Here is a 19092-nt window from a genome sequence, read left to right as displayed (position 1 = left end):
GCTCTGCTACCTTTCCATCCGCATCGATCATCGGCCCGCCGCCGGTGACGGCGCGCGGATGTGGCTCAGTTGGTAGAGCATCACCTTGCCAAGGTGAGGGTCGCGGGTTCGAGTCCCGTCATCCGCTCGGGCGATTGGCGCAGCGGTAGCGCGCTTCCCTGACACGGAAGAGGTCACTGGTTCGATCCCAGTATCGCCCACGCACTCGCCGGGCCCGGAACGTCAGCGCTCCGGGCCCCCGTCGTGATCACTCGTCGTGCGGGCCCCTGCTGGTAGGTTGATCGCGGCGAGCGCCCCGATGACCTCCGGCACGCCGTCTGGGGCCATCCACAGCTGTTCACAGCCCGTTCATACTCGTCCACCCATGTCGCCCGTAGCTGCCGCGGTCCGTACCCGGGCCCGGCCGGACCTAGGAGAACACGTGGTCTCTTCCGCGCGCAGACCCTCGCGCCCCGATCTGCTTCCCGTGGTGATCGGCGGAGACATCGGAGGCTACGCGCTGGCCCGCCAGCTTCACGACGCCACCGGGCAGCGGGTGACCCTCCTGTCGCCCAGCCCGATCGAGGCGATCTCCCTGTCGAGCTACATCGATGTCGTCCACCAGGACTCCCGGGACGAGCCCGGCATGGTCGCCCTCCTGCGGAAGCTCGTCGCGGGTCGGGCCGAGCGCAGCGCCGTGGTCATCGGCAACCGGGACTCGACCGCCCGGTTCCTCATCGCTCATCGTGCCGAGCTCGAGCCGGAGTACGTCGTGCCCTTCCCGAGCGCCGAGGCGATGAGCGCCCTGAGCGACAAGGTGGCCTTCGCCGCGGCCTGCGCCGGGCAGGGGCTGCGCACACCGCGTCAGGCCGTCGTGGACTGCTCCGGTCTCGCGGACGCCGACCCCGAGATCGACATCCCCCTACCCCTGGTCGGCAAGGCCGCCGTCGGTGCGGACTGGGACGCCGTCGAGTTCCCCGGCCAGCGCAAGATCTACTTCCTGGATACGCCCGCGGATCTCTCCGCGCTGTGGTCCGATCTGCGCGGCGCCGGGTATCGGTCCACCTTCCTCATCCAGGAGCGGATCCCGGGCGAGGACGACGCCATGCGCTCGGTGACCGCCTACATGGCATCCGACGGGCGGATGACGATGATCGGCTCGGCGCGGGTGCTTCTGGAGGACCACACGCCCACGCTCATCGGCAATCCTGTGGCCATGATCACCGAGCCCTTCCCCGAGCTGTGGGAGGGCGCGGAGAGGCTGCTGGCGTCCGCGGGGTACCGGGGCTTCGCGAACTTCGACGTCAAGATCGATCCGCGGGGAGGGGACCCGGTCTACTTCGAGCTCAATCCCCGCATCGGACGGAACTCCTTCTACATGAGCGCCGCGGGGGTCAATCCCATGGTCGTCATGATCCGCGACCTGGTCGATGGGAGCCCGGGACCGCGCCGGGAGGCGAGGGGGGAGGCTCTCTACAGCCTCCTGCCGCGCCATCTCGTGCTCCACCAGGTCGATGACCCCCTTCTGAGGCGGCGCGTCCTGCGACTCGCGGCACGCGCGGTCGACCCCCTGCTCGATCCCTCGGAGCGCTCCTGGCGCCGTCGTCTGCTCGTGAGCGCGCAGAAGCTCAACCACGACCGGAAGTTCCACCGGTACCACCCACGACCGCTGCGCCTGCGGCTGCGCTGAGCAGCCCGCCCGCTCCGGTCGCTCTGGCATACTCCTCGTCGGGCACTTCCGTCCCGGGAGGGCCCGTACCCGCTCGTACCCCGCTGACCCGCGGTGGATCGACGCGTCTCGTCTCGTCCGGCAGGAGGAGCACGAGGCCTCTCGACCCCTATACCCTTGGCACGGCCGTCGCACAACCGACCTGGAGGTTCCATGACCCACGCGTCCCGCACAACCTCGCGCTCCGAGAGCCTCCGTCCCATCTCCGCACGGGATATGCGTCTGGCCATCGGCTGCACCCCCGCGCCCATCGAGCAGCTGGAGACCTGGGAGGCCTACGAGGCCAGTCAGGGGCACCCCCTGTTCGGGCGCTACGTCTACGAGGCCGAGGGCAAGCCCGTGGCCGTCGTCGCCCTCTACCGCTACGAGATCGCGGGACGGCGCTTCCTGTGGGCCAAGCACGGGCCCGTCTGGCTCAAGGAGCAGAGCCCCGAGCGCGAGGCGCATCTGCGCGCCCTCCTGGTGCGGGAGATCAGGATGAAGGACTCCCGTGTCGTGTTCGTGCGCATGCATGCCCGATACGGGGCGCCCGACACCCGTGAACTGCTGTCGACCATCACCTACGACCGGACCTTCGTCATCGACCTGCGACCGCGCACCCCGGACGCCATCGCCGCCGCCATGCCCAAGGACGGCCGCCGCGGTGTCAAGCGCGCCGCCCGGGTCGCGGCCGAGGCCGGGTGCGTCCTGGCGGAGGAGACCGGGCTGAGTCGGCAGGCCTTCGACGAGGTCTACGCGGTCATGGTCACCACGGCCGAGCGCGATGGCTTCCGGCCGCACCCCTGCCAGGTCTACTGGGACATGCTGCGCACCCTGGGCCCGGAGCACGCCAGGCTCTTCGTCCTGCGTCGCGACGGTGCGCCGCACTGCTGGGACCTCGTCACCGTCTCCGGCAGGGCCACCGTCGCCTACTACGGGGCGTCCTCGGACGAGTCGCGGGCATTCCGAGGCGCGGAGGCCCTCGACTGGTTCGTCGCCTGCACCATGGCCGCCGAGGGCAAGGACTCCTTCGACCTCATGGGCGCGGACTCCCCCCGGGTGCCCGAGCTCTACGGGGTCGGCCGCTACAAGAAGCGCTTCGCCCATCACGCCACCGAGGTCGACGGCGCCTGGGACGTTCCGATCCGCAAGGCCGTCTACGCGGCCCTGGTCCGCGCCCGTCGCGCGCGTCATCTGCTGCGGGACCGCCTGGGCGTCTAGGCGCCGTCCGCCGACGAGTAGACTCCTCATCGTCAGCGGGTGCGCCAGTCCAGCACCAGCGCAAGCCCGGTCCGCAACCCACCAGGAGCAGTCCCGTGCCATCCCAGCCCACCATCGACATCGCTCTCGACGGCGCCGTGCGCAGCATCGGGGCGGGCACCACGGGGACCGCGCTCTTCGAGCGGAATCGCGAGATCGTCGCCATGAGGGTGGACGGCGAGCCGTGGGACCTGAGCCGGGTCATTCCCGCCGGCGCGAGTGTCGAGCCCATCATGATCGACTCCGAGGACGGCCTGAACATCCTGCGCCACAGCGCCACCCACGTCATGGCGCAGGCCGTCCAGGAGATGTTCCCGGACGTCAACCTCGGCATCGGCCCGTTCATCACCGACGGCTTCTACTACGACTTCGGAGCCATCGACGCCGTCACCCCCGAGATGCTGCGCGAGATCGAGAAGCGCATGAAGCGGATCGTCAAGGAGGGGCAGCGCTTCGTGCGCCGCGACATCACCGAGGCCGAGGGGCGCGAGGAGCTGGCGGACCAGCCCTACAAGCTCGAGCTCATCACCACCAAGGGCGCGGGCGCCGAGGGCGCCTCGGTCGAGGTCGGTGCCGGGGGGCTGACCATGTACGACAACGTCCGGCGCGACGGGAGCGTCGCCTGGACCGACCTGTGCCGTGGCCCCCACCTGCCCTCGACCCGGCTGATCGGGCAGGGCTTCGCACTGACCAAGTCCTCATCGGCCTACTGGAAGGGCGACCAGTCCGGCGACTCCCTCCAGCGCATCTACGGCACCGCCTGGGCCAGCAAGGATGACCTCAAGGCCTACCAGACCCGTCTGGCCGAGGCCGCCAGGCGCGACCACCGCAGGCTCGGCGCCGAGCTCGACCTCTACTCCTTCCCCGAGGAGATCGGCCCCGGCCTGGTGGTCTTCCACCCCAAGGGCGCCATGCTGCGCCACCAGATCGAGCAGTACGTCGTCGATCGCCACATGGACTACGGCTTCGACTTCGTCCACACCCCCGAGATCTCCAAGGGCGGGCTCTTCCACACCTCGGGTCACCTGCCCTACTACGCCGACACCATGTTCCCGCCGATGCTCGCCGACGAGGAGCGTGACGGACAGGGCAACATCACCAAGGCGGGCCAGGAGTACTACCTCAAGGCCATGAACTGCCCGATGCACAACCTCATCTTCCGCTCCCGGGGCCGCTCCTACCGCGAGCTGCCGCTGCGCTTCTTCGAGATGGGGCACGACTACCGCTACGAGAAGTCCGGCGTCGTCCACGGGCTGACCCGCATGCGCGGCTTCACCCAGGACGACTCGCACACCTACTGCACCCCTGAGCAGGCCGGTGAGGAGATCCGCGCCCAGATCGACTTCTTCCTGTCGATCCTCAAGGCCTTCGGGCTGACCGACTTCCACCTCGAGCTGTCCACCCGCGACGAGGACGGCGCCAAGAAGGACAAGTTCATCGGCTCCGAGGCCGACTGGGCCGCCGCCACGCGGGCCCTCCAGGACGCCTGCGACGCCTCCGGGCTTCAGGTCGTCCCGGATCCCGGCGGCGCGGCCTTCTACGGCCCCAAGGTCTCGGTGCAGGTCAAGGACGCCATCGGCCGCACCTGGCAGATGTCCACCATCCAGTACGACTTCAACCAGCCCGAGCGCTTCGACCTGGAGTACACGGCCGCCGACGGCACCCACCAGCGCCCCATCATGATCCACTCGGCCAAGCTGGGCAGCGTGGAGCGCTTCATCGGGGTGCTCACCGAGCACTACGCCGGCGCCTTCCCCGCCTGGCTCTCCCCGGTGCAGGTCCGGCTCATCCCCGTGGCCGAGGCCTTCGACGCCTACGTCGACGATGTCGCCGCCCGGCTGCGCGCCCAAGGGGTGCGCGTCGAGGTGGACCACTCCGACGACCGCTTCGGCAAGAAGATCCGCAACGCCTCGAAGGACAAGATCCCCTTCACCCTCATCGCCGGCGGGGAGGACGCCGAGGCCGGTGCCGTCTCCTTCCGGTTCCGCGACGGCGAGCAGTCCAACGGCGTGCCGGTGGCCGAGGCCGTGGAACACATCACCCGCATCATCGAAACGCGTGTCAACGACCCCGTGGAGGAGAGGATCGCCCGTGGACGAGCACGATGAGCTCCTCGATCCCGGGGGCGTCGTCCCCGGGATCGGCGGTGGCACGGATGCGGATGCCGCAGCCGTCGGGCCGATTGCGCCTCCGGATCGCCCGGGGGATCGCGAGGGCCTTGGAGATCTTGAGGGTCTTGAGGGCACTGTCGTCGATGGCGTGCGCATCGAAGCGCCCTTCCAGCACGCCGACGCCCCCGACCCCTTCGGGCGGCTGTGGACTCCCCACCGCATGGTCTACATCGGCGGCCGGGACAAGCCCGAGGACTCCTCTCCCGGCCAGTGCCCCTTCTGCGCGGCGCCCCGGCGGGAGGATCGACGGGCGCTGATCGTCCATCGCGGCGAGAGCGCCTATGTGCTCATGAACCTCTACCCGTACAACACCGGCCACCTCCTGGTGTGCCCCTATCGTCACATCTCGGACTGGACCGAGGCCTCGGACGTCGAGCGCGCGGAGATCGGGAGGCTGACGGCCCGCGCCATGGAGGTCGTCCGCTCGGTGTCCCATCCCCACGGCTTCAACCTGGGCATGAATCAGGGCGAGGTCGCGGGGGCCGGTATCGCCGCGCATCTCCATCAGCACATCGTTCCGCGCTGGACCGGCGACGCCAACTTCATGCCCATCGTCGGTAAGACGAAGCCCGTTCCCCAGCTCCTGGGCGACCAGCGAGACCGGCTCGCCGCCGCCTGGGGATCCGCTCCCGCGACTCGCCGGCGACCTGCGGCACTCCCCGACGAAGACGACCCCGACGAATCTGTAAGGAATCCATGCTCGGACAGCACGGCCGAGGCCTGACCAGGGCACTGCTCACCCGCCCGGCGCTCGCCATGGCGCGAGCCGGGATCACCCCCAACATGCTCACCGTGGCCGGTACGGTCGCGTCGGTGGGCGCGGCCGTGGCGACTCTGCCCCGGGGCCACTTCATCGCGGGACCGCCTCTGCTGGCGGTCGTCCTCGTAGGAGACTCCTTCGACGGCGTTCTCGCCCGCGCAACGGGGCGCACGTCCGTGTTCGGGGCCTTCCTCGACTCCACGCTCGATCGTCTCGCCGACGGTGCCGTCTTCGCCTCCCTGGCCGCCTGGGCGGCCCTGACCATGACGTCGGACAGCGTCGCCCTGCGCACCGTCACGGTCGTTCTCGCCCTGGTGTGCGTCGTGCTGGCCGCGACGGTGCCCTACGCCCGCGCCCGTGCCGAATCCATCGGCGCCACCGCCTCGGTCGGGATCGCGGAGCGCACGGACCGCCTGGTGGTCGCCCTGGTGGCGACCTTCGCAGTCGGTCTCGGGGCGCCCCAGTGGGTGCTGTCCGCAGCACTCGGCTATGTGGCCCTGGCCTCCTTCATCACTGTGCTCCAGCGCATTGTCGCGGTTCGTCATCAGATGACGGACCGCGCGGCCGCCGGAGCGGACAGCGGCGCCGAACCGGGGGCGGACGCGTGAGCCCGGCCGTCAACGACCTGTACCGATTCGCCTGGCGGCACGTGCACGCGCTGCCGACGCCGGTGGGCTACGGGCTGTTCCGCGCCGGGGCCGATGTCGCGTGGGCACTGCACCGCCTGCACGCGGGAGCCGCCGGAATCGGGCAGCTCGAGAGGAACCTGATGCGCGTCCTGCCCGCGTCCGCCGGCCCGGCGCAGATGCGTCGGGCCTCGCGGAGGGCGATGCGCTCCTACATGCGCTACTTCTACGAGGCCTTCGCCCTGACCGGCATGAGCGAGGAGCAGATCCTCGCGCGTGTGCGCGCCGACCTGTCCCCGCGGTTGCGCACCGATCTGCAGCGGGATTCGATCGTGCTGGCCCTGGGCCACATGGGCAACTGGGACCTGGTCGGCGCCTGGGCGTGCCGACGGCTGTCGACCGTGCTGACCGTGGCGGAGCGTCTCGAGCCGGCGGACCTGTTCGACCAGTTCGTCGCCTTCCGCGAGCGACTCGGCATGAGGATCATCGGCCAGGGGCGCGGTGAGAAGGTCTTCGATCGACTCGTCGCCGCCGCCCGTGACGGGGGCCCCTACGTCATCCCGCTGCTGGCCGACCGGGACCTGTCGGCCTCCGGCGTGGACGTGGACCTGTGCGGACACACCGCTCGCTTCGCCGCCGGGCCCGCGGCTCTGGCGGAGCGTCTGGACCTGCCCCTGTACACCGGCACGATGCACTACGAGAGGCTCTCGGTCGAGCGTCGCCGGGCGGCGGGATCGCCGTGGGGGCTGGTGCTGACCCTGCGCGAGGTGCCGCGTCCTCCGGGACTGAGCGGCCGTGAGCTGATCGTGGCTCATACCCGCGCCTGGGCGGCCGTCATGGGACCGATGCTCGCCGAGCACGCCGTCGATTGGCACATGCTCCAGGCCGTCTTCGACGCGGATCTCGACCACGAGCGTCTTGCACGCGGCCACGCGGCGCAGGAGGGGCGCGAATGAGGATCGGCATCGTGTGCCCGTACTCGTTGGACGCGCCCGGCGGGGTGCAGGCCCATGTCATGGACCTGGCCGCGGAGCTGCGCGGCCGTCGCCACGATGTGCGGGTGCTGGCGCCCGCCGGGGCCGACGCCGACCTGCCCGAGTGGGTCACCTCGGCGGGCGACTCGATCGCCATCCCATACAACGGTTCGATCGCCCGTCTCAACTTCGGCGCGGCCGTGGCGCGTCGGGCCCGTCGCTGGCTGGACGCCTACGACTTCGATCTGCTTCACATCCACGAGCCGATCACCCCCAGCGTCGGCATGCTCGCCCTTCAGGCCGCCACCTGCCCCGTTGTGGGCACCTTCCACGCCGCCCTGGATCGTTCCCTGGCGCGCGAGCTGCTCTCCCCGGCCACCGTGCCGCTCATGGAGCGGATCACCGCGCGCATAGCCGTCTCCGAGGAGGCGCGCCGCACCCTCATCCAGTACCACGGCGGTGACGCCGTGGTGATCCCCAACGGCGTCTACGTCGCCCCCTTCGCCGCCGCCGCCAAGGACGATCCGCGCTTCGTCGGCACGCCCGAGGCGCCCACCATCTCCTTCCTCGGGCGCCTGGACGAGCCCCGCAAGGGACTGCAGGTGCTGGCCGCGGCCGTTCCCGCCGTCCTGGAGCGCGTCCCCGGGGCCCGGTTCCTCATCGCCGGTCGCGGGGAGGCCGGGGCCCAGCGCACCGCCCTGGCCCGGTACGGCGATGCCGTGGAGTTCCTCGGCGGAGTCTCGGACGCGGACAAGGCGGCTATGCTCGCCTCGGCCTCGTGCTACGTTGCGCCCCAGACCGGAGGGGAGTCCTTCGGGATCGTTCTGGTGGAGGCCATGGCCGCGGGCACCCGGGTCGTCGCCTCGGACCTGGCGGCCTTCTCCGACGTCCTCGGCGGAGGCGCCTACGGTGCGCTGTTCCGCAACGGGGACGAAGCGGACCTGGCCCGCGCGGTGGTGGAGACGCTCACCGATGCGCCCGCCGCAAACGCCCGGCGCGAGGCCGCGGTCGTCGCCGTCGGGCACTACGACTGGGCGGCTGTCACCGACTCCGTGCTCGACGTCTACGACATGGCGTTGTCGACCGCTCACACCCGAGTGACCGTCGCGCCGGGCTCGCGCACCATCGTGGGGCGTCTGCGCGACGCCCTGGAGGACTGAGCCGTGCCCGACGCCCCGCTGATCGTTCTCGCCGCGGCTCTCGTGCTCCTGGCTCTGGGGTGGTACCTCTACGCCATAGCGCTGAGAGTGGATCGGCTTCACCGGCAGGTCCTCGGCTCACGAGCCACTCTCGAGGCCCAGCTGGTTCACCGCGGCCAGGCCGCCGTCGACCTCGCGGCCGCCGGCGCTCTCGATCCGGCGTCCGCCGTTCTGCTGTCCCGCGCCGCGCACGACGTCCTGGACTGCGAGGGCCCGGTCGTCGAGGACGGTCTGGACCCCGACGCCGTCACCGTTCCCGGGCAGCGGAGCCGTGCGCTGGTCGAGTCCGACCTGTCGCGAGTCATCCGGGCGGTGCTGAACGTGCAGGCGCGCGTGGCCCTGACCGCACGGCCCCTGGCGGCGGAGGCGCTGACGCGTCTCGACAAGGCCTGTTACCGCCTCGTTCTCGCCAGGCGGTTCCACAACACGCACGTGGCCGAGGCGCGGCGTCTGCGCTCCGGCGTCCTCGTGCGCCTGCTGCACCTGGCCGGCCGCGCGCCCATGCCTCAGACCTTCGACATCGACGACGACGCCGCCCCCGTGACGGGTTCCGTCACCTCCGCGGCAGACGATCCCACGAACGGAGGCTCCGCGTGAGTACGCCTGTGACCCCCTCGAACGGCTGGGCCCCGCGTCCCGGCTACCGGCGCTCGGCCTACCCGGCGATCGGTGCGAGCGCGTCGTCTCCGGCCGATTGGACCCCGCAGGCCGCCTGGAAGAGCGGCTGGCACCGCCTCGTCACCATCGTGCTCGCCACGCTCGGAGGCCTGGGACTGGTCGGCATGATCATCTTCATCACCGTGTCCGCAAGGCAGCCGTCGCGACTGCAGGTCTCGGTGCTGCTCGCCCTCGTCCCCCTGATGATCGTCCTGGCGGCGGTCTGGTGGATCGGCAGATGGGAGCCCGAGCCCCCGAGCGTCCTGGCCGCCGCCTTCCTGTGGGGGGCCGGCGTGGCCACGGTGGGCTCGCTGGTCATCACCACCTCGGCCTCCCTCCTGGTGGCCTCCTCCACCGGCAACCGATCAGGGACGGAGCTCTTCTCCGCGGTCGTCGTGGCGCCCATCGTCGAGGAGTCCACCAAGGCCCTGGGCGTGCTCATCGTCTTCCTGCTGCGGCGCCGCGCCTTCAGCGGGCCGGTGGACGGCATCGTCTACGCCTGCGTCGTCGCCGGGGGCTTCGCCTTCGCGGAGAACATCCTGTACTTCGTCAGGGCCGACGACTACCTCGTCGTCACCTTCATCATGCGCGGCCTCTTCTCGCCATTCGCTCATGTGACCTTCACCGCCTGCACGGGCCTCGCCATCGGTGCGAGCGCGCGCATGCGCTCCTCGCTCGCCTGGATCTGGATGACACCGCTGGGCTTGGTGCCGGCGATCATGCTGCACGCCTTCTGGAACGGGGTCGTGAGCCAGATGTTCATCCTCTACTTCCTCGTCGAGGTGCCCCTGTTCATCACCTGGATCGGGATCGTCATCTGGTTGCGGTGGAGTGAGCGCATGACCATGCGCGCGCGCCTGTACGACTATCACCGGGCCGGGTGGTACAGCCCCGCCGAGATCACCATGCTCACCACCAACTCGGGGCGCTCGGCGGCCAGGCGGTGGGCCAGGGGACGGGGGCCGCGGGCATCCGATGCCATGAAGGTCTTCCTGACGTCGTCCTCGGCGCTGGCGCAGCTGCGCCAGCGGGCGATCGACGGACACGCCGAGGTCGATTTCGCTGTGCGGGAGGCCTCTCTGCTGGATGCCGTGTCGTCATCGCGCCGTGTCTTCACCGGCCGGATCGGATCATGACGGCGGGCGCGGGCGGTGCAGCGGCGGCCCCGGACCCGACCGATGGCGGCAGGGATCCCCGCCGCGTCCCGGAGAACTGGCGCGAGCTCGTTGATCCGAGTGAGTGGGCGCTGAACCACGAGGGTCTGCCCTTCCGTCGCGCCGCTCGTGTTATCGTCCTGCGCGACGTCCCGGCTCCGGCGGTGCTGCTGGTGATCGGGCACGACTTCGCCGATGCGGAGCGCTCCTGGGCCTTCACCCCTGGAGGCGGCACGATGCCGGGTGAGAGCTCGAAGCAGGCGGCGCTGCGCGAGCTGGCCGAGGAGACCGGCGTGCACCTGACCGCGGCCGACCTGGAGGGGCCCGTCATCGAACGGACCGCGCGCTTCGCCTTCAATCTCGTCACCTGTCGCCAGGATGAGCTGTTCTACCTCGCCCGTCTCGATGCCCGGGCGGCCGCGCGCGCCGACGCCTCCCGCGGTGAGGACGGGCAGATGGACCGCAGCGGGTGGACCGCCGTCGAGCGCGACGTGCTCGACTCGCTGCGATGGTGGCCCCTGGACGAGCTCGACGCCGCCGTCGGCGCGGGGATGATCGTCTATCCCGGCTCCCTGCCCGTGCTCGCCCGGGCACTGCTGCGCGGCTGGAATGGGACGCTGCTCACGATCCGCGAGGAGGACTGAGGAGGAGGACGAGTAGGCTGAATGGGCGCGGTCCGCGGCGGCGTTAGGATGTCCGCGGTTCTTCGTGGGCCGTCTCGGCCCACGGCTGCAGCGTGGCGTCCCGGCGCGGGGCGCGTACCCGGATCGACACCCAGGAGAACACATGTCGGGACACTCCAAGTGGGCCACCACCAAGCACAAGAAGGCCGCCATCGATGCCAAGCGCGGCAAGCTCTTCGCCCGTCTCATCAAGAACATCGAGGTGGCGGCGCGCACCGGCGGCGGGGACCCCACCGGTAACCCCACCCTGTTCGACGCTATTCAGAAGGCCAAGAAGAACTCCGTCCCCGCGGACAACATCACCCGCGCCGTCAAGCGCGGCAGCGGTGAGGAGGCCGGCGGCGCCGACTGGCAGACCATCATGTACGAGGGCTACGGACCCGCCGGGGTCGCCTTCCTCGTCGAGTGCCTCACGGACAACCGCAATCGCGCCGCCTCCGATGTCCGCGTCGCCTTCACCCGCACCGGAGGCAGCCTGGCCGATCCCGGTTCGGTCGCCTACAACTTCTCCCGCAAGGGCGTCGTCGAGATCGCCAAGGCCGACGGCGTCGATGAGGACTCCATCCTCATGGCCGTGCTGGACGCCGGCGCCGAGGAGGTCGTCGAGGGCCCGGAGTCCTTCGAGGTCATCAGCGATCCCTCGGACCTGCTCGCGGTGCGCAGCGCCGTGACCGAGGCGGGTATGGAGTACGACTCCGCCGAGTCCCAGTTCGTCGCCGGCACCAAGGTGGAGGTCGATCTCGACGGCGCGCGGAGGGTCCTGCGGCTCGTCGACGCCCTGGAGGACCTCGACGACGTCCAGAACGTCTTCACCTCGGTGGACATCGCCCCCGAGGTCGCCGCCCGCCTCGACGACGAGTGAGCCCGTCCTGAGCCCCGTGGGCCGCCCCGCCTCCGCACGCGCCACCGTCGCTCAGCAGCGAGTGCTCGGGGTCGATCCCGGGCTCACCCGCTGCGGGCTCGCCTGCGTCGACATCGATGCTCGTCGCCGGGCCGGACTCGTGCAGGCGGGAGTCGTGCGCACACCGCCGTCGCAGAGCCCCGAGCTGCGACTGCTCGCGATCGCGGAGTCGCTCGAGGACTGGATCGCCCGGCTCGGCCCGACCGCCGTGTCCGTCGAGCGCGTCTTCGCCCAGGACAACCTGCGGTCGGTCATCGGCGTCGCCCAGGTGATGGGGGTGGTCATGGTGGCCGCTGCCCGGGCCGGCCTCGAGGTCGCCCAGCACACCCCCAGTGAGGCCAAGGCGGCGGTCACCGGCTCGGGGACGGCCGGCAAGTCGCAGGTGCAGACGATGGTCCAGCGGATCCTGGGACTCGCCGAGCCGCCCAGGCCCGCCGACGCCGCCGACGCCGTCGCCCAGGCCATCTGCCACGGATGGCGCGGTGGCGGCACGGGCGTGGACGGCTCCACCGAGATGGTCTCGGCGGGCGGCTCGGTGAGGGCCTCGGCGCGCACCCCCGCCCAGCAGCGGTGGGCGGCCGCGCAGGCCGCGGCCCGGCGCACGGGCGCCGTTGACCCCCGCTACCGGCGATGACGCCGCGCGCCCAGGCGCGGCCGACGGATCGCCCGCCTGCTGCTAACCTGTGAACAGGTGTTCGACTCGTTGCCGCACCCCATCTCCGCCGCCTCTCCATCACCTCTACGTCACCTCTACGTCAAGGAGCTCGTCCCCATGATCGCCTCACTGCGCGGAACCGTCCTGGAGGTCTCGCTGACCGGGGCGGTCATCGAGGTCGGCGGTCTCGGCATGGCCTTCCAGGCGACGCCCACCACCCTGGCCGGGCTGCGCGCGGGTGAGGAGGGACTCGTCCGCACCGAGCTCATCGTCCGTGAGGACTCCCTGACCCTGTTCGGCTTCGCGGACGCCGACGAGCGCCACTGCTTCCGGGTGCTGCTGGGGGCCAAGGGCGTGGGCGCCAAGCTGGCATTGGCCGTGCTCGCGGTCCACACCCCCGATGCCCTGCGCCGGGCGATCGCGAGCCGTGACGTCGCCGCGCTCACGCGCGTGCCCGGCCTGGGCCCCAAGGGGGCGCAGCGCGTCATCATCGACGTCGGCGACAAGCTCGGTGCGCCGGCCGGCGAGGAACCGACGCCCGCCGCGGCCCCGACGCCGGGTGCGGCGCCGCCGAACTCGGATGTCGTCGCCGCCCTGGTCCAGCTCGGTTGGAACGAGGCGATCGCCAGCCGGACCGTGGCCGCCGTCGAGTCGGACGGCTCGGCGGAGGGATCCGAGCCGAGCGTGCCCGAGCTGCTGCGCGCGTCGCTGCGCCGGCTGGGAGGCGGGGGCCGTGGCTGAGGCGTGTCCCGCATCGGGGTCGGAACCCTCGAATCGGCTGGTGGCGGGTGGTGCGGACGACACCGAGCGCGCCGCCGAGGCCGCCCTGCGTCCCAAGCGCCTGGAGGACTTCGTGGGGCAGAAGGTCGTGCGAGGCCAGCTCTCGGTGGTTCTGCGCGCCGCTCTGGCGCGCGGCACCACTCCCGATCACGTCCTGCTATCGGGGCCCCCCGGCCTGGGGAAGACGACTCTGGCCATGATCATCGCCGCCGAGGTCGGAGGCTCCCTGCGTCTGACGTCCGGTCCCGCCATCCAGCATGCCGGGGACCTGGCGGCCATCCTGTCCTCCCTGGAGGAGGGCGACGTCCTGTTCATCGACGAGATCCACCGCCTGGCCCGCACCGCTGAGGAGATGCTCTACCTGGCCATGGAGGACTACCGGGTCGATATCGTCGTGGGCAAGGGCCCGGGCGCGACCTCCATCCCGTTGACCCTTCCCGTCTTCACCGTGGTCGGCGCGACGACTCGCGCGGGGCTGCTCCCCGCGCCGCTGCGCGACCGCTTCGGCTTCACCGGCCACCTGGAGTACTACGACTCGGACGACCTGGCCCGCATCGTCTCCCGCTCCGCCGGCTTGCTCGGTGTGACGATCGACACCGATGCGGCCGAGGAGTTGGCGCGCCGCTCCCGCGGAACGCCCCGTGTCGCCAATCGCCTGCTGCGCCGCGTTCAGGACTGGGCGGAGATCCGCGGCACGCCGGGCCACCTCGACCTGGAGGCCGCCCGCGGCGCGTTGAGGGTCTTCGAAGTGGACGCCCTGGGCCTGGACCGGCTGGATCGCTCAGTGCTCCGGGCCCTGTGCTCCCGCTTCTCGGGCAGCCCTGTGGGACTGACGACGCTGGCGGTCAGCGTGGGGGAGGAGCCCGAGACCATCGAGACCGTGGCCGAGCCGTACCTCTTCCGCGAGGGACTGATCGTGCGCACGCCCCGGGGGCGCATGGCCACGCCGGCCGCCTACGAGCACATGGGCATGAGCGCTCCGACGGGCCCCGATGACGATCGCGGGGTCCTGTTCACCTGATCGGCTCACCCGGTCGGGCCGGGCGGCGCGTCGATCGGGCCGCGCATCCCGTATGGTGACGCTGTCCCGTGATCGTAGCGGTCATGTCTCACACCCGACCGTGTCGGCCGGTGGCCTAGACTCTGCACGGTCGTTCCTCTTGGCAAGAGGATCTCTCGAAACAAACGAAAGTCACCTCCATGGATCCTCGAATGCTCTTCATGCTCGCCTTCATGCTGCTCCTGTTCTGGGGCGTGTCGCGCTTGTCGCGCTCGCAGCAGAGGAAGATGCAGGCCGAGCAGGAGCGTCGCACCGACGAGGCGCTCGTGCCCGGAAACTGGGTGCGCACACGCGCCGGCTTCTACGGCACCGTGGTCGAGGTCAGCGGCGACGTCGTGACGCTCGCCACACCGCTGGGCGACGAGTCGCTGTGGGCCAGGTCCGCGATCGTCGACGCGGAGGAGCCGCCCTTCGCGACCGAGTCCGACGACTCCGGGGAGGATGCCGTCACCGAGGCGGCCGACGCGCCCGACGGCTCGTCCGCCGCCGAGTCGGGTCCCCGGGAGGGGAGCGAGGCCGGCGATGAGACCGATGAGAAGGGCGTCGAGGCGGCCGATGCTGAAGAGGGTCCCCGCACAGGGGCCTCTCAGGCCTGAACGCATCGCACCAGACGTACCTGAGCGGCATGAGCCGCGTCACATCCTGATCCTGAGGAAGGGACCGCGTGTCCACCAAGCAGACGAAGCATCCGGGGCGTCGCCTCCTGGTGCTGCTTCTCATCATCGTGATCGGCTTCGCCGGGCTCTACGCCGGTTCCGCCACCGGCCGCACGTCCATGATTCCGGGACTGGCGCTGGACCTGGAGGGCGGCACCCAGATCATCTTGACGCCCACGACGTCCGACGGTTCCGAGATCACCGACGAGGACGTCAACCAGGCCATCGAGATCATTCGCCAGCGCGTGGACGCCTCCGGCGTCGCCGAGGCGCAGATCTCGCGACAGGGCGGGCAGAACATCGTGGTCTCGCTGCCGGGGACCCCCAGCCAGGACACGCTCGAGCTGGTGCGCACCTCCGCAGTGCTCTACTTCCGCCCGGTCATCAGGATCCTCCCGGGCAGTGCGAGTGAGCTCGCGGAGGCCCAGAATCAGCGCACCGCCCAGTCCTCCGGCGCCTCGCCGACTCCGAGCGACTCCGAGGGCGAGGCGTCCACCCAGGGCGGGGCCGAGCAGAGCGAGACCCCCGCCGACAACGGGGCGGAGCCCTCTCAAGCGCCGGCCGAGGACGGGGCCGAGCCGGCTGCCGAGCCGAGCGAGGCGCCCGCCGACGGTGCCACTGAGGCCCCCGGCGACCAGCCGACCTCCGTCACCCCCGAGCAGGTGGCCACGACCGTCGCGGACGTCAATCGCGACGGGACCATCAGTGAGGATCCGCTGCCGGCGACCTCGGAGGACAACTCGTCGGACTCGTGGATCAGCGAGAAGATGATCTACGACGCCTACATGACGGACTGCAAGGCGCAGGACAACCTGACCGGTGAGACGCAGGATCCGACCAGGGCCGTCATCTCCTGCGACAAGAACGGGACGGGCCGGGCCTACATCCTCGGCCCCGCGGACATCGCCGGCACCGATATCGCCAACGCCGCCTCCGGCCTGGAGACCACCAGCCAGGGCACGACGACCAACAAGTGGGTCGTGTCCCTCGAGTTCGACGCCGAGGGCACCGAGCAGTTCTCCGCGGTCTCGGAGCGTCTCATCGCCTACCGCGACAAGGCGGCGGCCGCGGGCGGCCAGGCCAACGGGCAGTCCACGGACTCGCAGAAGGCCCAGTTCGCCATCGTGCTGGACGGGTTGACCATCATGTCCTCGGGATTCAACAACGACGTCACCGGCGCCATCACCGATGGCCGTGTCCAGATCACCGGCGACTTCACTCAGGCGCAGGCCAACACCTTGGCCAATCAGCTGTCCTTCGGGTCGCTTCCCCTGAGCTTCACCGTCCAGTCCGAGCAGCAGATCTCCGCGACCCTGGGCACCGAGCAGCTGCGCAACGGCCTGATCGCCGGGCTCATCGGTTTCATCCTCATCATCCTCTACCTGGCCTGGCAGTACCGCGGGCTGAGCGTGGTCGCCGTGGCATCCCTCGTCATCGCGGCGGCGGTCACCTATCTGGCGATCGCGCTGCTGAGCTGGTCGATGGGGTACCGCCTGTCACTGGCGGGCGTGGCGGGACTCATCATCTCCATCGGCATCACGATGGACTCCTTCATCATCTACTTCGAGCGCGTGCGCGACGAGGTCCGCAGCGGCCGCACCCTGGTGGCCGCGGTGGACGAGGGCTGGAAGCACGCTCGACAGACGATCATCGTCTCCGACACCGTCAACCTGGTGGCCGCCATCGTGCTGTACTTCCTGGCCGTGGGTGGTGTTCAGGGCTTCGCCTTCACCCTGGGCGTGACCACCGTGGTCGACCTGGCCGTCATCGTCCTGTTCACCCATCCCATGATGGTCTGGATCCTGCGATTCGCGTTCTTCGGCGAGGGGCATCGGCTGTCGGGCCTGGATCCCGAGCACCTCGGGGCGCGCTCGCTGGCGGCCTATGGGAAGGGCCGTCAGGCCGCCATCGACTCCGTCGTCGGCACGCTGGCCCGGCGCAAGGCGGAGGCCCGCAGAAAGGCGGACGGCCGTGATGGGAGCGCCCGCCGGGCCGTCGACGACCGCGCGGATGCGCGAGACGGTGACGGTGCCGACGATGCCGTCGCCTTCGACTCCGCCATCGGAAAGGACGGTGAGACGAAGTGACCTCCCTCGCCGCGCTGGGCAACGATCTCTACTCGGGCAGGACCTCCCTGCCGTTCATCGCCAGACGACGCGTCTGGTACACCATCGCCGTCGTCGTCATCGCCGTCTCCGCCATCCTCGTGGTCAGGCCCGGACTCAACCCCGGTATCGACTTCAAGGGCGGTTCGGAGATCACCATCACCGGTGTCGCCGATCCGTCGGAGAGCCTCGCCAACGACGTCCTGGCCGACAGGGGGCTGTCCTCGGGCTCGAGCGTGACGACCATGGGCGCGTCCTCCGTCCGGATCCAGGCCAATGAGCTGGACAAGGACCAGCTCGACCCCCTGGCCTCCGCGCTGGCGTCCGCCTACGACGTGGACGCGGATCACGTGTCGGCGACCACCATCGGCCCGACCTGGTCCGCGGACGTGACCAGCAAGGCGGCGCGCGGCCTGGTGCTCTTCTTCCTGCTCGTGGGCGGCCTCATCTGGATCTACTTCCGCACGTGGAAGATGGCGGTGGCGGCTCTGCTCGCCCTGGGCCACGACATCATCGTCACCGTGGGCGTCTACGCCGCCTCGGGCTTCGAAGTCACTCCCGCCACCATTATCGGCGTGCTGACCATTCTGGGATACTCCCTGTACGACACGGTGGTCGTCTTCGACAAGATCCGTGAGAACACCTCCCACTACGAGGCGCAGACGCGCTCGACCTACGCCGAGCTGGCCAATCTCGCGGTCAACCAGACCTTCATCCGATCGATCAACACCTCGGTGGTCGGGGTGCTGCCCGTCGCCTCCCTCCTCGTCGTCGGCGCCTTCATCCTGGGCGCCGGTACCCTGAGGGACATCGCACTGACCCTCTTCATCGGCATGATCGCGGGCACGCTGTCCTCGATCTTCCTGGCCACACCGCTCCTGGTGGACCTGCGCAGCCGTGAGAGGAAGATCGTTGAGCAGGCGGAGCGCGTCGCCGCCGCGCGCGCCGAGCGCGTCGGCCAGGCGGATGACGACGAGGAGGCCCTGGCGGCCATCGCCGCCGCGCCGACGGCCGCCCCGCTCGTTCCCGGGCACCACCTGGGCGTGTCCGCGCAGCCGAAGAGGAAGAAGAGGCGCTCATGACGATCCCCTCCGCCCTGCCGTCCGAGTTGACCCGGCTCGTCCTGGACAACCTTCGTGAGGTGCCGGACTTCCCCCAGCCCGGAGTCCTGTTCCGGGACATCACGCCGTTGCTCGCCGATGGTCGGGCCTTCGCCACCTTCATCGAGGGCCTGGCGGTTCATTACGCCGGTCGGGTGGACGCCGTGGCCGGCTTGGAGTCGCGCGGCTTCATCCTCGCCGCGCCCCTGGCCGTGCGCCTGGGCACCGGTATGCTCACGGTCCGCAAGGGGGGGAAGCTGCCCGGGCCGGTCATCGGCGTCGACTACGCGTTGGAGTACGGCACTGCTCGAATGGAGGTTCGGCCGGACACGGTGGTGCCCGGCCAACGCGTCCTGGTCATCGATGACGTCCTGGCCACCGGCGGTACCGCCGCCGCCTCGATCGAGCTGCTCGAGCGGGCCGGGGCCCGCGTCGAGGCCATCTGCATGGTCCTGGAGCTCGCCGGGCTCGGTGGCCGCGAGAAGCTCCCGGGACGGGCGATCGACTCCGTCGTCACCTTCACCACCGCCTGAGGAGGCCGCACGCCGGACTCCGTCGCCTCCGGGCCGGGGCGGAGAAGCCGAGCCGCGTTCGACGGCCGGTTCACGGCGTCGCCCGGACCTCTCACGGGCCGCGAGACCGGGCCGCGTCAGGACGCGACCCG

Annotated in this window: 18 protein-coding genes and 2 tRNA genes; all 20 read left to right on the top strand. The window is 70.5% G+C overall.

Annotation, left to right across the window (positions count from 1 at the left end):
• The first annotated feature begins 54 nt into the window (after window positions 1–54).
• Window positions 55–127, top strand: a tRNA-Gly gene (locus G448_RS0105610).
• A gap of 1 nt (window position 128) precedes the next feature.
• Window positions 129–200, top strand: a tRNA-Val gene (locus G448_RS0105605).
• 221 nt (window positions 201–421) lie between these two features.
• Window positions 422–1669, top strand: a complete 1248-nt coding sequence (locus tag G448_RS0105600; RefSeq protein ID WP_034494505.1) for a carboxylate--amine ligase — start codon at window positions 422–424, stop codon at window positions 1667–1669.
• A gap of 192 nt (window positions 1670–1861) precedes the next feature.
• A complete protein-coding gene (locus G448_RS0105595; protein ID WP_026407205.1) occupies window positions 1862–2908 on the top strand; it encodes a lipid II:glycine glycyltransferase FemX in 1047 nt (348 codons plus the stop codon).
• Between the two features lie 95 nt (window positions 2909–3003).
• Window positions 3004–5055, top strand: a complete 2052-nt coding sequence (thrS, locus tag G448_RS0105590; RefSeq protein WP_026407204.1) for a threonine--tRNA ligase — start codon at window positions 3004–3006, stop codon at window positions 5053–5055.
• 151 nt (window positions 5056–5206) lie between these two features.
• Window positions 5207–5842, top strand: coding sequence for an HIT family protein (locus G448_RS15225; protein ID WP_245572202.1), 636 nt, complete (start codon window positions 5207–5209; stop codon window positions 5840–5842).
• Window positions 5815–6486, top strand: coding sequence for a phosphatidylinositol phosphate synthase (pgsA, locus tag G448_RS0105580; protein WP_026407203.1), 672 nt, complete (start codon window positions 5815–5817; stop codon window positions 6484–6486). The genes G448_RS15225 and pgsA overlap by 28 nt, the downstream gene beginning before the upstream one ends.
• The gene (locus tag G448_RS0105575) at window positions 6483–7460 is read left to right on the top strand and encodes a phosphatidylinositol mannoside acyltransferase (protein ID WP_026407202.1); all 978 of its coding nucleotides are present in this window, start codon (window positions 6483–6485) and stop codon (window positions 7458–7460) included. The genes pgsA and G448_RS0105575 overlap by 4 nt, the downstream gene beginning before the upstream one ends.
• The gene (locus tag G448_RS0105570; RefSeq protein ID WP_026407201.1) at window positions 7457–8638 is read left to right on the top strand and encodes a glycosyltransferase family 4 protein; all 1182 of its coding nucleotides are present in this window, start codon (window positions 7457–7459) and stop codon (window positions 8636–8638) included. The genes G448_RS0105575 and G448_RS0105570 overlap by 4 nt, the downstream gene beginning before the upstream one ends.
• A 3-nt stretch (window positions 8639–8641) precedes the next feature.
• Entirely contained in the window at window positions 8642–9274 is a 633-nt protein-coding gene (locus G448_RS0105565; protein WP_026407200.1) for a hypothetical protein, read from the top strand.
• Window positions 9271–10470 (top strand): PrsW family intramembrane metalloprotease, encoded by a 1200-nt coding sequence (locus tag G448_RS0105560; protein WP_026407199.1) that lies wholly within the window; start codon window positions 9271–9273, stop codon window positions 10468–10470. The genes G448_RS0105565 and G448_RS0105560 overlap by 4 nt, the downstream gene beginning before the upstream one ends.
• On the top strand, window positions 10467–11132 hold the full coding sequence (locus G448_RS15220; protein ID WP_051268652.1) for an NUDIX hydrolase: 666 nt from the start codon (window positions 10467–10469) through the stop codon (window positions 11130–11132). The genes G448_RS0105560 and G448_RS15220 overlap by 4 nt, the downstream gene beginning before the upstream one ends.
• 142 nt (window positions 11133–11274) lie before the next feature.
• On the top strand, window positions 11275–12033 hold the full coding sequence (locus G448_RS0105550; RefSeq protein WP_026407198.1) for a YebC/PmpR family DNA-binding transcriptional regulator: 759 nt from the start codon (window positions 11275–11277) through the stop codon (window positions 12031–12033).
• 61 nt (window positions 12034–12094) lie between these two features.
• Window positions 12095–12706: a crossover junction endodeoxyribonuclease RuvC gene (gene ruvC / locus G448_RS0105545; RefSeq protein ID WP_026407197.1), complete on the top strand. Its 612-nt coding sequence runs from the start codon at window positions 12095–12097 to the stop codon at window positions 12704–12706.
• Between the two features lie 138 nt (window positions 12707–12844).
• Entirely contained in the window at window positions 12845–13468 is a 624-nt protein-coding gene (gene ruvA / locus G448_RS0105540; protein ID WP_026407196.1) for a Holliday junction branch migration protein RuvA, read from the top strand.
• Window positions 13461–14528, top strand: a complete 1068-nt coding sequence (gene ruvB, locus G448_RS0105535) for a Holliday junction branch migration DNA helicase RuvB (protein WP_026407195.1) — start codon at window positions 13461–13463, stop codon at window positions 14526–14528. Before ruvA ends, ruvB begins: the two co-directional genes overlap by 8 nt.
• 179 nt (window positions 14529–14707) lie before the next feature.
• A complete protein-coding gene (locus G448_RS15215) occupies window positions 14708–15163 on the top strand; it encodes a preprotein translocase subunit YajC (RefSeq protein WP_084436353.1) in 456 nt (151 codons plus the stop codon).
• Between the two features lie 68 nt (window positions 15164–15231).
• Window positions 15232–17310, top strand: coding sequence for a protein translocase subunit SecD (gene secD, locus G448_RS0105525; protein ID WP_026407193.1), 2079 nt, complete (start codon window positions 15232–15234; stop codon window positions 17308–17310).
• On the top strand, window positions 17307–18410 hold the full coding sequence (secF, locus tag G448_RS0105520) for a protein translocase subunit SecF (RefSeq protein WP_026407192.1): 1104 nt from the start codon (window positions 17307–17309) through the stop codon (window positions 18408–18410). The genes secD and secF overlap by 4 nt, the downstream gene beginning before the upstream one ends.
• Window positions 18407–18961, top strand: coding sequence for an adenine phosphoribosyltransferase (locus G448_RS0105515; RefSeq protein WP_026407191.1), 555 nt, complete (start codon window positions 18407–18409; stop codon window positions 18959–18961). Before secF ends, G448_RS0105515 begins: the two co-directional genes overlap by 4 nt.
• Window positions 18962–19092 lie beyond the last annotated feature (131 nt).

The sequence above is a fragment of the Actinomyces gerencseriae DSM 6844 genome (assembly GCF_000429265.1).
Lineage (GTDB): Bacteria > Actinomycetota > Actinomycetes > Actinomycetales > Actinomycetaceae > Actinomyces > Actinomyces gerencseriae.
This window is presented reverse-complemented; position numbering and strand designations above follow the sequence as displayed.